The sequence below is a fragment of the Halorubrum sp. Atlit-26R genome, assembly GCF_003666015.1.
Classification (GTDB): Archaea; Halobacteriota; Halobacteria; order Halobacteriales; family Haloferacaceae; genus Halorubrum.
In genome coordinates this window covers 307,483-320,993 of sequence record NZ_QPLT01000001.1, presented here as the reverse complement: position 1 = coordinate 320,993, position 13,511 = coordinate 307,483, and the positions used below count along the sequence as shown (strand labels likewise).

General features: G+C 71.8%; 17 protein-coding genes. 5 read left to right on the top strand and 12 right to left on the bottom strand.

The genetic code is table 11. The features are described from left to right. Positions 1–70: 70 nt before the first annotated feature. Together DVK07_RS01500 and DVK07_RS01495 are read right to left on the bottom strand one after the other, a co-directional pair. Entirely contained in the window at positions 71–808 is a 738-nt protein-coding gene (locus DVK07_RS01500) for a bacteriorhodopsin (protein WP_121595391.1), read from the bottom strand. Beyond that, complete coding sequence (locus DVK07_RS01495; RefSeq protein ID WP_121595390.1) at positions 801–2,384, bottom strand: methyl-accepting chemotaxis protein; 1,584 nt, start codon at positions 2,382–2,384, stop codon at positions 801–803. The genes DVK07_RS01500 and DVK07_RS01495 overlap by 8 nt, the downstream gene beginning before the upstream one ends. Before the next feature lie 177 nt (positions 2,385–2,561). Here DVK07_RS01495 and DVK07_RS01490 point away from each other — a divergent pair, with 177 nt between their 5' ends. After that, positions 2,562–3,011: an acyl-CoA thioesterase gene (locus tag DVK07_RS01490; RefSeq protein ID WP_121595389.1), complete on the top strand. Its 450-nt coding sequence runs from the start codon at positions 2,562–2,564 to the stop codon at positions 3,009–3,011. 70 nt (positions 3,012–3,081) lie between these two features. Continuing rightward, positions 3,082–3,261 carry a hypothetical protein gene (locus tag DVK07_RS22015; RefSeq protein WP_147441068.1) on the top strand — a complete coding sequence of 60 codons (180 nt, stop codon included), beginning with the start codon at positions 3,082–3,084 and terminating at the stop codon, positions 3,259–3,261. 67 nt (positions 3,262–3,328) lie between these two features. Here the strand turns inward: DVK07_RS22015 and DVK07_RS01485 are convergent, their stop codons facing one another. Then, positions 3,329–4,234 carry an ABC transporter permease gene (locus DVK07_RS01485; protein WP_121595388.1) on the bottom strand — a complete coding sequence of 302 codons (906 nt, stop codon included), beginning with the start codon at positions 4,232–4,234 and terminating at the stop codon, positions 3,329–3,331. Continuing rightward, positions 4,231–5,307 carry an ABC transporter ATP-binding protein gene (locus tag DVK07_RS01480; protein WP_121595387.1) on the bottom strand — a complete coding sequence of 359 codons (1,077 nt, stop codon included), beginning with the start codon at positions 5,305–5,307 and terminating at the stop codon, positions 4,231–4,233. Before DVK07_RS01480 ends, DVK07_RS01485 begins: the two co-directional genes overlap by 4 nt. 56 nt (positions 5,308–5,363) lie before the next feature. Between DVK07_RS01480 and DVK07_RS01475 the strand changes: the two genes are divergently transcribed. Together DVK07_RS01475 and DVK07_RS01470 are read left to right on the top strand one after the other, a co-directional pair. Beyond that, positions 5,364–5,822 (top strand): hypothetical protein, encoded by a 459-nt coding sequence (locus DVK07_RS01475; protein ID WP_121595386.1) that lies wholly within the window; start codon positions 5,364–5,366, stop codon positions 5,820–5,822. Positions 5,823–5,965: 143 nt separating this feature from the next. Beyond that, positions 5,966–6,241, top strand: a complete 276-nt coding sequence (locus DVK07_RS01470) for a hypothetical protein (protein ID WP_121595385.1) — start codon at positions 5,966–5,968, stop codon at positions 6,239–6,241. Positions 6,242–6,294: 53 nt separating this feature from the next. Here DVK07_RS01470 and DVK07_RS01465 read toward each other — a convergent pair whose 3' ends face one another. From DVK07_RS01465 to DVK07_RS01455, 3 genes are read right to left on the bottom strand one after another with little or no spacing between them, the layout of a single operon-like run. Beyond that, entirely contained in the window at positions 6,295–7,239 is a 945-nt protein-coding gene (locus tag DVK07_RS01465) for an ABC transporter substrate-binding protein (RefSeq protein WP_121595384.1), read from the bottom strand. Between the two features lie 24 nt (positions 7,240–7,263). Next, on the bottom strand, positions 7,264–7,545 hold the full coding sequence (locus DVK07_RS01460) for a hypothetical protein (protein ID WP_121595383.1): 282 nt from the start codon (positions 7,543–7,545) through the stop codon (positions 7,264–7,266). Then, complete coding sequence (locus DVK07_RS01455; protein ID WP_121595382.1) at positions 7,542–8,189, bottom strand: class I SAM-dependent methyltransferase; 648 nt, start codon at positions 8,187–8,189, stop codon at positions 7,542–7,544. Before DVK07_RS01455 ends, DVK07_RS01460 begins: the two co-directional genes overlap by 4 nt. A gap of 147 nt (positions 8,190–8,336) precedes the next feature. On the opposite strand from DVK07_RS01455, the gene DVK07_RS01450 reads away from it, so the two are divergent. After that, a complete protein-coding gene (locus tag DVK07_RS01450; RefSeq protein ID WP_121595381.1) occupies positions 8,337–8,705 on the top strand; it encodes a VOC family protein in 369 nt (122 codons plus the stop codon). A gap of 36 nt (positions 8,706–8,741) precedes the next feature. On the opposite strand, the gene DVK07_RS01445 is transcribed toward DVK07_RS01450, so the two are convergent. The 5 genes from DVK07_RS01445 to DVK07_RS01425 form a co-directional block, all read right to left on the bottom strand. Beyond that, positions 8,742–9,026 carry a hypothetical protein gene (locus DVK07_RS01445; protein ID WP_121595380.1) on the bottom strand — a complete coding sequence of 95 codons (285 nt, stop codon included), beginning with the start codon at positions 9,024–9,026 and terminating at the stop codon, positions 8,742–8,744. Positions 9,027–9,254: 228 nt separating this feature from the next. Beyond that, the gene (locus DVK07_RS01440; RefSeq protein WP_121595379.1) at positions 9,255–10,289 is read right to left on the bottom strand and encodes a hypothetical protein; all 1,035 of its coding nucleotides are present in this window, start codon (positions 10,287–10,289) and stop codon (positions 9,255–9,257) included. A 139-nt stretch (positions 10,290–10,428) separates the two neighbouring features. After that, entirely contained in the window at positions 10,429–10,647 is a 219-nt protein-coding gene (locus tag DVK07_RS01435; protein ID WP_233565359.1) for a hypothetical protein, read from the bottom strand. Positions 10,648–11,226: 579 nt separating this feature from the next. Beyond that, positions 11,227–12,279, bottom strand: coding sequence for a zinc-dependent alcohol dehydrogenase family protein (locus DVK07_RS01430; protein ID WP_121595377.1), 1,053 nt, complete (start codon positions 12,277–12,279; stop codon positions 11,227–11,229). 53 nt (positions 12,280–12,332) lie between these two features. Further along, on the bottom strand, positions 12,333–13,418 hold the full coding sequence (locus DVK07_RS01425) for a sulfite exporter TauE/SafE family protein (RefSeq protein WP_121595376.1): 1,086 nt from the start codon (positions 13,416–13,418) through the stop codon (positions 12,333–12,335). Positions 13,419–13,511 lie beyond the last annotated feature (93 nt).

The window sequence follows — 13,511 nt, the reverse complement described above, 5'->3', positions numbered from 1 at the left end:
GGAGTCACCAAACTATTTACTCTACTGAGACGACGAACAGCGGATTCGATGAACTTTGGGTCCCGTCGCCTCAGTCCGCTCCCGTTCCGCCCGCCGTGTGAGACGCGGGCTGGTCCGTGTCAGTACCGCCACCGACCCCTGACCCCGCCTCCGCCGCCAGCGTCTCCACGTTCGCGAACACGAAGCCGGCGAAGCCGACCCGGAGCAGGAGGTCGAGGTACTCTAAGGTCACCGTCGCGGTGAACTGATCGAACAGCCCGGCGATCTGGAGCATCGCCCACGCGATCAACACGCCGAACGCGAACAGCGCGAGGTTCCGCGTCTTCGTGAAGAACAGCTCGCGCTCGGGCGCCTGACGCGCCGCCGCGCTCGCCACCGGCCCGAAGAACAGTCCGACGAGCGTCACGTAGCCGACGAGGATCCCGAGGGTGCCCGCCGTCGCGAGCGGGCCCGCGAACACCTCCGCGAAGTCGTACCCGACCCGCATCGCGACGGTGATCGCGACGATCCCCCCGACGTACCGCCGGCTCACCCCCGCGACGAACGCCGCGAACCCGAACAGGAACGGGTACGCCACGTAGTCGGTGAGCAGCTGACCGCCCTCCAGCGTGCCGGTACCGACCTCAAACGTCCCGATCCCGGCGGCCCAGCTCGCGATACCGACGCCCGCGAACGCGACGACCGCGACGAACGGGTAGCAGTACCGCCGCAGGTCAGCCGGCTTGCGCCGCGCCAGCGCGAGCAGCACGACCGCTGAGACCGCGTAGACCCCCGCCGAGGCGAACCGCACCGTCGACGGCTCAATCATCGGCGCTCACCTCCGCGTCGCCGGCGACCGGGCTCGCGGCGGCCGCGACCCCTCCGCCGGCGCCGTCCGCGTCTCCCCGCGTCTCGAACTGGGCGAGCCGCTCGGTGAGCGACGCGGTGCGCTCCGATAGCGCCGTCGCGGTCTCGGCGAGGTCGCCGACGGTCTCGGCCGTCTCGTCGGCGGTCTCCGCGAGCGACCGGGCGCGGTCCGCGGCGTCGGTCGCCGAGCCGTGGACCGCCTCGACCCGCGCCGCGACCGACTCGATCCCCTCGGCTCCCTCGTCGGTCGCCCGCGCGATGTCGCCCATCGCGACGTCGACATCCTCGACGGTCCCCGTCAGCTCCTCAATCGCGTCGCCCGCGGCGCGCACCGCCGACGTCGTCTCGTCGAGCTCCGTCATCGTGCGGTCCATCTCGCCGGCGACCGCCGACACGTCCTCGGTCACCTCGCCGATCGTCGCCTCGATCTCCGTCGTCGACGCGCGGGTCTCCTCGGCGAGCCCCTTCACCTCGTCGGCGACGACCGCGAACCCGTCGCCGTCGCCGCCCGCCCGCGACGCCTCGATCGAGGCGTTTAACGCGAGGATGTTGGTCTGCTCGGCGATGTCCGCGATCACGTCGGTCGTCTCGGCGACGCCGTCCATCCGGTCGTCGAGCCCGGCTACCAGGTCGTCGAGGTCCTCCAGCAGGTCGGCGATCGCCGTGATCGCCTCGACCGCCTCGGTCGCCCGCTCCTCTCCTTCCTCGCCGAGCTCGGCCGCGGCGCTCGCGTCGCCGGCCACCTCGTCGGTCGTCGACGCGATCTCCTCGACGGTCGCCGAGAAGTCGTCGGTGTCGGCGGCCGTCTCCCGTAACCGCTCGGTCTGCTCGTCCAGCTCGTCGGCCAACTCGCGCATCTCGTCGGCCACCTCCTCGTTCATCTCGGCCACGTCGTCGGCCTCGGCGGCCATTTCCTCGCTCGTGGCCTCCACGTCGCCCGCGAACGCCTGGATGTCCTCGACCGTCGTCGAGAGCCCGCCGGTCATCTCGTTGTACGCGGCCGTGATGCGCTCGATCGCGTCGACCTCGCCGTTCGCGTCGAGCCGGCGCGTGAGGTCGCCCTCGGCGGCGGCCTCCATGGCGCCGCCGATCTCCTCGGCGCGCTCGATGAGGGTGTCCGACAGCTCCTCGGCCTCCGCGCGGGCCGTCTCCGCCTCGCTCTGGGCCCGCTCGGACTCGGCCACTGCGTCCCGCAGCGACCGCCGCGTCTCGTCGAAGGCGTCGAACAGGCGCCCGATCTCGTCGCCGCGGTCGGACGTGGCGCGCGCGTCGAACTCGCCGCGCCCGACCGCCTCGGCCGTCTCCGTCAGCCGCCGCAGCTCGACCGCGACGTTGCCGACCAGCACGATGCCGAGGAGTCCGAGGTTCAGCGTGACGACGACGCCGACCGACGTCAGCGCCGCCGTCGCGGCCGCCGCCGTCCCGACCGTCGCCACGTGTCCCGCGAAGAGGGCGACGAAGCCGAGCGTCACGCCGAGCGTCAGGAGGACGGCCGCGCCGACCCGCCGACCGTACCGCGAGGTGATCGCGTTCATCATCCGTTGTTCGTCCGAAGAGAACTACCCTATTTAGGAGTAAAGGCCGAATTACACGAAACGATAATTCGGCTGGGCGGCGGGGCCGCCGAGGTGAGCTCGGGGCCTTCGGGACGCCCGGCGCGGGGACTTTCCGGCCCGAGGACCGGTGTTTTTCCCGCGGCCGCGCGACGGACGACCATGCCCAGCGTCAGCGACACGTACATCGAGAACCGCCAGCGCGTCCAGCCGACCCACACGAACAACTACGCGTCGGCCCACGGGGGGAACGTCGTCAAGTGGATGGACGAGATCGGCGCGATGTCCGCGATGCGCGCCGCCGGCGAGACCTGCGTCACGGCCAATATCGACGGGCTCGACTTCAAGCGGCCCGTCCCGCAGGGCGACACCTGCGTCGTCGAGTCGTACGTGTACGCGGTCGGGCGCACGAGCCTCCGGACGCGGATCCGCGCGTACCGCGAGTCGCCGCGCACGGGCGAGCGCGAACTCACCACGGAGTCGTACTTCGTGTTCGTCGCCGTCGACGCGGACGGGAACCCGACGCCCGTTCCGGAGTTGGAGGTCGCGGGCGAGCGCTGTCGCGAACTCCGCGACGAGGCGCTGGCCGGAGAGCCGGACGAGGACCGGTAGGCGAAGCGGGGTCTCGATCCGCGGGGCCGAGAGCGACACGTCCATGTGGGCCCGGAGATGTCGATCGGCTATGCGGAGAACCGCAGCGGTGTTCCTCACCGGCCTCACGGCGGCCGGCGTGGCGGTCGGGCTGTTGGTCGCGGTCGGCGCGTCGACGGCGCTGATCCCGACCGGCGCGCTCGGCGCGGCGGTCCCGGTAGCGCTGATCTACGCCGTGGTGACGGCGGACGAGGGCGACGCGTCCGGCTAGGTTCCCGGCCGCGTTCGGGTTCCGCTCGCGTCCCGGGCCCCGGCCGCTTTCCCGGCTCGCGGCCCGCTCAGTAGTCCCCGAGCACGCCGAGCCGCCGCGCCCGCCCGGTCGCGAGTTGGAAGACGAGGTAGCCGCCGACCAGGTAGCCGACCGCGACCGCGACGAGCAGCGCCAGGTCGGCGAGCGGGAACTCCCACAGCCGCACGCCGTCGACCATCACGCGCTGGAGCATGGCGCTCCCGTGCGCTAAGGGGAGCACGCGCGTCCACGGCAGGTCGAAGACGGGCGCCGAGATCAGCGCGACGAAGCCGAACTGGAGGAGGTTGAGCCAGTTGCCGATTCGCTTGTACAGCACCGTCACCCCGCCCGCGGCGAAGCCGAGCCCGAGCACCGAGACGATCGACAGCCCCGCGACGACGATCACCGTGAGTGGGGCGAGGCTGAGCCGCGTCCCGGTCGCGAGGAGCATCACCGCGAGGATCACCGCGCTCGTGAGGAACGTCCGCACCACCTTCGCGACCCCCTTCAGCAGCGCGACGGGCGCGAAGCCGAACGGCGTGGTGATGTGGCGTTCTAAGGTTCCCCACTGCACCTCGCTGCCGATGTCGTTCGACACCGACGAGTACGCGCCCACCGACAGCGTCCACAGGAAGTAGCCGACGACGATCCCCTCGATCGAGTCCGCGAGCGCCTGCCCCGCGAGCAGCTGCCCGCCGAGGAACAGCGCGGCGAAGAAGAACAGCGACACCACGATCCCCCCGATCGCGTTGGCCGGGTACCGCACGAAGATGAGGAACTCACGGTACAGCACCGCCCGCGCGAGGTGGTAGTAGGTGGCCGGGCGGGGCTCGTCGTCGACGGCCGAGGGGGTGCCGGACGCGCCCTCGGCGTCGGCGGCCGTCGCGTCACCGGGCGCGCCGTCGGCGGTCGATTCCGCCGTCGACGCCGGTCCCGCGGACGCGTCTCCGCTCACGAACCCTCACCTCCGGACCCGGGGCCGGCGGCACCGAGCCCGGTCCCGGTGCGCTCTAAGAACACCTCTTCGAGGTCCGGCTGGACCGTGCGGATGTCCGAGACGGTGACGCCGGCCGCCCGCAGCGCGTCGGTCAGGTCGTACAGCCGGTCGCCGCCCGCCGCGACCGTCACCACGGGCGGGCGCGCGTCGCGGTCGACGCCGACGACCTCGACCGCCTCGCGGAGCCGCTCGACCGTCTCCGGCGTGAGGTCCGGGCTCGCCACGCGTACCGCGTCGCTCGCGGCCGCGCCGAGCAGCGCCTCGACCGTGTCGTCGGCGACGATCCGCCCGTTCGACAGCATGACGACGCGGTCGCACACCGCCTCGATCGTCGTCATGTCGTGGCTGCTGACGACGATGGTGAGCCCCTCCTCGGCCGCGAGCCGGCGCAGCTCCGCCCGGAGCGTCCGCGCGCTCTCGACGTCGAGCCCGAGCGTCGGCTCGTCGAGGAAGACCAGTTCGGCGCCGCCCGCGAGCACGCTCGCCAGCGACACCTTCTGTTTCATCCCCCGGGAGAGGTCGCGCACCGGCGTGTCCGCCTTGTCGGCCAGATCGAGCCGGTCGAGCAGGCGGTCGTGGCGCGCCGCCACCGAGTCGGGGTCGACCCCGCTGATCGTCGCGAAGTAGCGCAGGTTCTCCCGGACGGTGAGCCGCCAGTAGTCGTTGCGCGCCCCCTCTAACATGGCGTCCACGTCGGCGTACGCCGCCCGCCGGCCGTCGCGCACGTCATTGCCGAACACCCGCACCGAGCCCGCGTCGGGGATGACGATCCCTAAGGCGCACTTGATCAGCGTCGTCTTGCCCGCGCCGTTCGGGCCGAGCAGGCCGACGACCGACCCGCGCTCGACGGTGAGGCTCACGTCGTCGACCGCGACGACCGCGTCGTCGCCCTCGCCGAACCGCTTCGTGAGCCCCTCGATAGCGAGGGCCGGGGGGCCGAGGCTGCCCTCGGTTGGCTCCGCGCCGCGTTCCGCGTCCGTCTCGTCGCGCTCGCGGGGACCGCCGCGCGCGCTCGTCGCGCTCCGTGCCATCGCCCCGTCGTACGGGCCGCCGGCGGATATATCCGCGCTCGGCGGCGATCCCGCGTGTGGACCTCGACCGCTTCGCCGCGGACGTCCCCGAGGACGACGCGCCCGGAGACGCCCGCGTCTGCGTCGTGGCGGCGCAGGAAGAGACGTTCGAGCGCTGCCGCACGGGCTTCTACCCGGCGCCGCGCTCGTACGACCGCACCCGAGCCGACTTCGAGTACATGGCGTTCTATCGCACCGCGCCGGTGTCCGCGGTCACGCACTACGCCCGGGTCGCCGCCCGGACCGAGCAGACGCGGGGCGACCCAGGGCCGATGGACGAGAGCGACTGGGAAGCCCTCATCGACCCGTTCTCCGAGGAGCGCGTGGTCGTCGCCTTCGCGTTCGACGACCTCGTCCCGCTCGCCCGACCGGTCGAGAACGACCTGAACGGCGTGCGCGGCGCGTGGTACTGTACGGTCGCGGACCTCCGGGAGGCGACGACGCTGTCGGGGCTGCGCGACCGCGCCGAGACCTGACCGGCCGGTCGAGACCGACAGCTCCGCAGGTTCGGCCGGCGCGTGTCGCGTGGGGGAGCAAACACAGGAGGGCGGCCTCCGTCGGCTCGCTGTCCGTGTGATCGGTCCGACATTTCATAACCCCACGCGTAGACGCCATTTACATGTCGTTACCGCCGTTTGTCGACCGAGAATCGGGGGAACTGGACCTGCGACGGATCCAAGCGGAGGTCTTCCCGCTCGCCGGACTCATCCTGTTGTTCGGGACGCTGGCGCTGCTCGTGTTCCTGCTCACGCTGCTGGTCGCCGGAAACTCGATACTCGGCGGGTTCCTCGTCGTCGTGACGCAGTTTATTCTCGCCGTCGGCACCGGTATCGTGTTGATGTACGTCGTCGCGCGGGGAATACAGCTCGCCGACGAGGGGGAGCGCCCCCGGTAGCGATGGCCGCGAAGGGCGTCGACGGAACCCGAACCGCCGGTCCGCGGTCGGCGTCACCCGCCGTCGGCGCGCGCTGATGGCGTCTCCGCGCGCTCGACGCGCCCGATCCGGTCGTGCGCGGCGGGCGTCGTCGCGGCGTGGTCGGGGTGGAGGCAGGCGAAAAGCGCCTCCAGCGAGTCGACGAGCCGGTGGCTCGGGCGATTAATCAGGCCGTTGCCGTCGACGGCGTAGACGCGACCGTCGGCGACCGCGCTGAGGTCGTCGAAGCCGGGGCGGGCGGCGAGGTCGTCGACCGCCCGCTCGGCGCGCTCCCGGTCGAACCCGCAGGGCGCGACGACGAGCGCTTCGGGGTCGGCGGCGACCACGTCGTCCCACGCGACCGGTTCAGAGGGGCCGTCGGGCTGGAAAGAGGAGTCGCCGCCCGCGAGTTCGACGGTGTCGCGCACCCAGTGGCCCGCGCGGATCGGCGGGTCGGTCCAGTCGAGGACGGCGACCCGGGGACGCCCCTCGTCGGCGACGGCGCGCTCGGCGCGCTCGCGGACGGCGTCGACGCGCCCGCGGAGATCGGCCCGGAGGTCGCTCGCCGCCGCCTCCGCGCCGACCGCCTCGCCGATCCGCACCACGTCGTCGAGGGCGTCGGCGAACGAGTGGGGGTCGCAGGCGAGCACCTCGGGCTCGGGGTCGAGCCGCGCGGCGGCCGCGCGGACCTCGCTCGCGTCGACGGCGCAGACGTCGCAGGTGGCCTGCGTGACGAGCAGGTCCGGGTCGAGGGCCGCGAGCCGCGCCTCGTCGAGGTCGTAGACCGCGCCGTCGACCTCGCGCATCTGTTCGTCGATGTCGGCCGCCGAGCGGTCCGCGTGGTCGACGGCCGTGCTCGTCAGCGTCGGGAGATCGCGGGCGGCCGACGGGTGGTCGCAGCTGTGTGAGACGCCGACCGGCTCGACGCCGAGGGCGAACAGCGTTTCCGTGGCGGAGGGGAGCAGGGAGGCGACGCGCATGCGAGAGACGAAGCGCTCCGCGGCCTAAAGTGAGGGGTCAGACGCGGCGACGACGTCGGTGGCTGCCGCCGCGTACGCTGCCGCGAGGTCCCCGTTCGGGAGGGCGTCGAGCGCGGCCGGGCAGCCCCACCGGACCCGGTCGCGCCGCTCGCCGGGCGGGAGCTTGTTCGTCGCCACCGTCTCCGCGGTGTCGAGCAGCGCCCGCGCGGTGTCGGCGTCGCCGCGCCGGGCGGCCGCTCGCGCCTCCGCGAGCAGCTGATCGAGGCTGGCGCGCACGTCGTGGGGCACCTCGTCGGGGTCGGTCACGGCGCCGTCCGCGTTTCGTCGGGCTCGCCCGCCAGCGTCGCGAGCGCGAACTCCGTGCTGCTCCCCAGCGGGTCGGTCGCGGTCCGCGTCTCGACGTCGGCGAACCCCGCCGCCCGGAGCTGGTCGAGGGTGCGCTCGCGGCCGGGCGCGGAGAAGAACATCTCGCCGCCCATCCAGCCGCGGCGGACCGTCTCGAACCGGCCGCTCGGCAGGGTCATCAGGAGCCGACCGCCGGGCCGGAGGGCGCGGGCGAACTCGGCGTACACCGCGGGGTGGCGCTCGCGCTCGACGTGAAACACCGCGTGGTACGCCGTGATCGCGTCGAAGCGGTCGGCCGCGAACGGGAGCGCCGACATCTCGCCGTGGACGAGCCGCGCGTCGGGGACGGTGTCGGCCGCGAGCTCCAGCCCGCGGCGGGAGACGTCGAGCCCGACGCTGCCCGGCGGGAGGTTCGCGAGCGTGCGGGCGCCGTCGCCGCAGCCCACGTCGAGGACGAGCGGGTCGCCGTCGCCACCACCGGAGTCGTCCGCGAGCGCGTCGCACAGGTCGTCGATCAGCGCCGCGTCCGAGCCGTCGGGGTCGCGGCGGGCGGCGTACGTCTCGGCGACCGCGTCCCACGCGCGGCGCACCGCGTTGCGGTCCATACGAACCGGACGGGCGCCAGCGACATGATTGCTCGGGCGGAGCCGGCAATCGCCGGGCAGGCCGGTAATCGTCGGGCGAGCCGACAATCGTCGGGTGTGCGGGATCGGCGGTCGAGAATTTATCACGGCGGGGCGCGAGGCCGACGCATGGAGATTCTCCACACCTGCCTGAACGTGGCGGACGCCGACCGAGCCGCCGACTGGTACGTCGACGAGCTCGGCTTCGAGCGCTCGTGGGAGTTCACGACGGCCGACGGCGACACCCGCAACGTGTACGTCGCCGACGGGAACGGCGTCGAGTTCCAACTGTCGGACACGGACGGCGAGGCGCCGAGCGCGGACGGCGACCGCTACGACCACGTCGCCGTCGGCGTCGACGACGTGGACGCGACGTTCGAGGAGATCGACCACCACGGCGTCAGGGAGGCGCCGACCGACCACCCGGAGGCCGGCGCGCGCGTCGCCTTCGTGAAGGACCCCGACGGGCACGTCGTCGAGCTGATCGAGCCGCTCTGAGCGGGCGTCGCGAACCACGGTCGACAGGGAGTCGGGTTAGCGGTCTGCGCGGCGGACCGCGGCGACGACGATCAACGCGAGCGCGACGGCGACCCCGACCGCGCCGAGCGTCTCGGGCGAGACCAGCGCCGGCTCGGCGGTCGCGGCGGTGGTGTCGATCGGCCGGTCGGCGGCGATCGGGTTGCCGGTCTCGTCGATGAACGCCCCGTTCACGTCGCCGTCGTTCTGTGCGAGCGGGCTTCCCGCGAACCCGACGCCGACAGCGAGCAGCAGCGCGACGATCACGACGAGCGTCGGGACACGGACCGAGGCTCGTCTCATCCGGCGATCACTGTCGTGCCTGCGTCGTCGGTTCGGGTGCGGCGGCGTATTGAACTCATGCGTGGAATTCAGTGGCGAAGCTATCGGAGCGAGTACCGCGACACGCATAGTATTTCGCCGATAGAACGACTTCGGTGAGGTCCTGAGGGGCGTTCAGGATGGGCCTGAAATCCGAGTCAAACGCGTCGACCGCGTCGGTCGGGATCCCGGAGTCGATCGGCTCCCATGCTACCCGGCCGATGCCTCCGGCGCGGGCCGCGCGAACCAGTAGCCGTATCCGAACGGGACGGCGCCGGCGACGATCCCGAAGCAAACGGCGAGCGGTCCGAAGACCAGCCCGACGACCCCGAGCGCGCCCGCGATCGCCGCCGTGGCGAGCAGTCCGATACCGACCGTCACGCCGGCAAGAGCGAGCCACCGCTGCCGGGCGACGAGCGCGCCGGCGAGGACGCCGGACGCGACGACCGTCGCGCTCGCGGGACCGGTGACGAACCGTGAGATCGAACCGCTCTCGAACAGGGCGGTGCCGACGAGCGCGACCGGGAGCGCGAGCGCGGCGACCGCGGCGGCCCGGCGCGGGGTGAGGAGGCGGTCGCGCGTCGGCTCTCGGTAGCGGTACGCGAGCAGTCCGAGCGCGACCGCCGTGTACCCGCGCCCGACCGGCGTGAGGACGAAGCCGAGGGCGGCGCCAGCGACCTGCGCGAAGACGGCCGCCTCGCTTTCGACCGCGACGGCGTAGTACGCCCCGTCCTGCCGGTACAGTCCCGACCGGATGGTCGCGTTCGTCGCAGTACCCTCGTCGATGGCGGTCCGCACGCCGGGCGACGCCTCGGCCGCGGGGCGCGCGACGGCGTCGAACACCGTCTCGGGGTCGGTCTCACGCATCTCGATCGCCGCGTTCGTCGTGTCGCCGCGCGTCGACAGCGACCACTCGTAGTAGCCGCCGTCGTACGCGACGTACGGCGTGTCGACGTCCCCGATCGCGGTGTGTAATTCGGGCGAGAGCGACCCCTCGAAGGACCCGGTCGCGGCGGCGGTCCGGACCGGCTCCCGATACCGGTCGTCGGTGCCGGCGAGCCGCTCGTTCAGGTCGGTGACGTTGCGCGACGCGTCCGCGACCGGGGCCGGGTCTTCGCCGGGTTCGACGGCCGTCGCCTCGTAAGTGATCTGCGTGTCGCCCGCCGTCGCGTGGAAGGCGAAACTGAGAGCGACGCCGACGATGAGGAGGGCGAGGATCGCGAGCGTTCGGGTGGAGGGGGACACGGCGCGAGACACGCGATAAGAAGTTGTAAATTTGTGGTTTGGGAGTCGGGCGAGGCCGAGACGAAGCGGTCGCTCCGCGGGCGTCGGGACCGCGTGCGATAGAAAGTCGGGGTTCGAGGCGGGGTCGTGCCCGACCGCGTCAGTCGTCGGCCGGGGCGCGCGGCTCCGCCGGGGGCTCGGACTCCTCCGTCTCGCCAGCCCCCTCGTCGACTACCGGCTCGTCGACCGCGTCGACGTCGGGGATCTCGTCGGCTCGCTCGTCCGCCTCCTCGGGCCGGTGACGCGCCTTGACCTCCGTCCACGTGCGCGCCTCGTCGTAATGGTGGCACATGACAACGAACGACAAGGATTTAAGCATACTAAAGGTTACGCCGATACCCCCGGAAACGAACGTTTGAGCGGTTCTGTATGCGGTGCGTCCGAATACCTATCGGCGGCTACCGGCCCGGCGACGGCTGCGGAATTCACGACCGCTCGCTTATAAATGAGCGACTACACCTCGGCGATGAACACGGCCAAACCTCAGCCGTTCGCTTATAAATGGACGTACGTGGATCGACGGCCAACACCGCCAGATCACCAGCCACTCATTTATAAATAGGCAACCGTGGATCGGCGACCAACACCCCCCAAAGCCCCAGCCGCGAGGCGGGCGCACACTCGCTGCGCTCCTCACTCGGTCGCTACCGCTCCCTCGTTGCGGTGCTTGCGTCGTCTGCGCCCGCCTCGCGGCTGCCCCTTTGAATCCCACCCGACCGCGACAGCACAGCACCTCGTGCCTCCCCAGCCTCGTCGGTGGTCCTCCGCTTCGCTCCGGACCACCGACTCCCTCGCGCGTGCTCCTCGCGGCCGCCGAGGGCGGCCGCTCGCAGGCACGCGCCACCGCTTAAAAATCGAGTCGAGCAGACGTAGATCGGAAATCCGGTTTCGCGGCCGATTAGGCGTCGCCGTGCGGCTTCACCAGCACCTTGATCGCCTCGCGCTCGTCCATCATGCGGTACCCCTCGGCGACGTCGTCGAGGCCGACCGTCTCGGTGAAGATGGGCGCGGGGTCGAGCGTCCCCTGAAGCACGTCGGCCATCAGCTCCTCGGCGTACGCGCGGACGGGGGCGACCCCGCCCGCGAGCGTCACGTTCTGACCGAACATACCGAACACGTCGAGCCCCTCCTCCTCGACGCCGTAGGGGACGCCGACGTACCCGATCGTCCCGCCGGGGCGGACGGCGTCGATGGCGGTGTTCATCGCGCTCGCAGCGCCGACGCACTCCATCACGTGGTTCGGCCCGCCGTAGGTCAGCTCTTGAATGCGCTCGACGGCGGCCTCGCCGCGTTCGGAGACGGTCTCCGTGGCGCCGAACTCTTCGGCGAGTTCGAGACGGTCCTCGTGGTGGCCGACGGCGATGATCCGCTCCGCGCCGAGGCGGCGGGCCGCGAGGACGCCGCAGAGCCCGACCGCGCCGTCGCCGATGACGGCCACGGTCGAGCCCGCCTCGACGCCCGCGCTGACCGCCGCGTGGTGGCCGGTGCCCATGACGTCGGTCAGCGGGAGCAGCGAGCGGAGCGTGTCCTCGTCGTCGGCGTGGCGGTCGGGCACCCTGACGAGCGTGCCGTCGGCGTGGGTCGAGCGGACGTACTCCCCCTGCCCGCCGCCGTTGTCGCCGCCCCACGAGTCGCCGTTCTCGCAGGAGGTGTGGAGCCCCTTCCGGCAGAACTCGCACTCGCCGCAGGAGATGGCGAAGGGCGCGAGCACGCGGTCGCCGGGGGCGACCGAGGTCACGTCGTCGCCGACTTCCTCGACGATCCCCATCGGCTCGTGGCCGACGGGCGAGCCCGCGTCGCGGTCGCTGTCGCCGCGGTAGAACCAGAGGTCCGAGCCGCAGACCGCGGTGTGGGTCACGCGGACGATCGCGTCCGTCGGCGCCTCGATCTCGGGCCGGGGTCGCTCTTCCACGTCGATCTCGCCGGGGGCGTTGAAGACGGCTGCGCGCATACCGTCGGTGCGGCGCGAACGCACAAAAGCGCGGCGTCACCGAGGCCGGCGGGTCAGATCCCGCCGACGGCCATCCCGAACAGCGCGACGGCGATGACCGCGAACAGTCCGCCCACGCCCGCCTTGATCGTCCCCGTGTCCAGCGCCGTCGAGACGTACGGCGCGATCTGGCCGCCGAGCGTCGTCGCCGGGACCGTCCAGACGACCATGTTCCACGGCGTCGTCGCTAAGTCCATCGTGTGACCGCCCACCAGGCCGCCGCCGAACACGTGGACGACGGAGGCGAGCACGGCGGTCGTCGCGACGACGATGTGGTTCGTGCCGATGGCGACGCGGACCGGGACCTGCGTGCGGAGCATCGAGATGATCCCGAGCTCGCCGATCCCGAAGCCGGCGAGCCCCTGAAACACGCCGCCGACGCTGTAGTTGAGGAACCGTTCGAGGTAGCCGCCCCGCGAGTAGGTGTAGTCGTCGCCGTCGCGGTCGACGCGGGTGACGGTGCCGGACTCGTCGGTGTCGACGCCGGCGGGACCGAGCTTGTTGTCGTCGTCCGGGAGGTCCCGAGACGCGCCGCCGTCGGTCGCGACCTCCTCGCGGTCCCCGCCTCCGGTCGGGTCGTCGTGACCCAGGTTAGCCTTGAAAAGCAGGTACGACGCCGCCAGCAGCGCGATCCCCAACAGGGCGTGGAACAGCGGCTCGGGGATGACGAAGGAGAGCAGCGCCCCGCCGACCACGAAGGGGACGCCGCCCAACACGAGCGACAGCGAGAGCCGCCGGTCGACGAGCCCGTACTGGATGAAGGCGAGCGACGAGCTCGACAGGCCGAACGACTCGCTGATGAGCCCGATCTTCACCAGCGTCGTCGGCTCTAAGGGATACGCGACGAGCGGGAACACGAAGATGAGGAACGGCACGAACAGCGCCGACCCGCTGATCCCGACGGTGTTGACGACGGTGGCGCCGACGGCGAAGGCGATGAACAGCCACCAGTACTCGGTCCAGTAGCCGACGCCGGCGTCGGCCGGGGTCGGCGCGAACGCGTACACCCCCGCGACGAACGCGAGGGGGGCGAGGAACACGAAGACGTGCTGATAGCGCAGAAAGGCGCGCTGGACGCCGCTCGACAGTGAACGACTCATTGAGGGTGGAACGCGAGTTACGTGAGGGATGATAAATGCGTTTTCACACGTCGCGATGATTATGAACGATCGTCAACGTCCCAGAGGGGACAC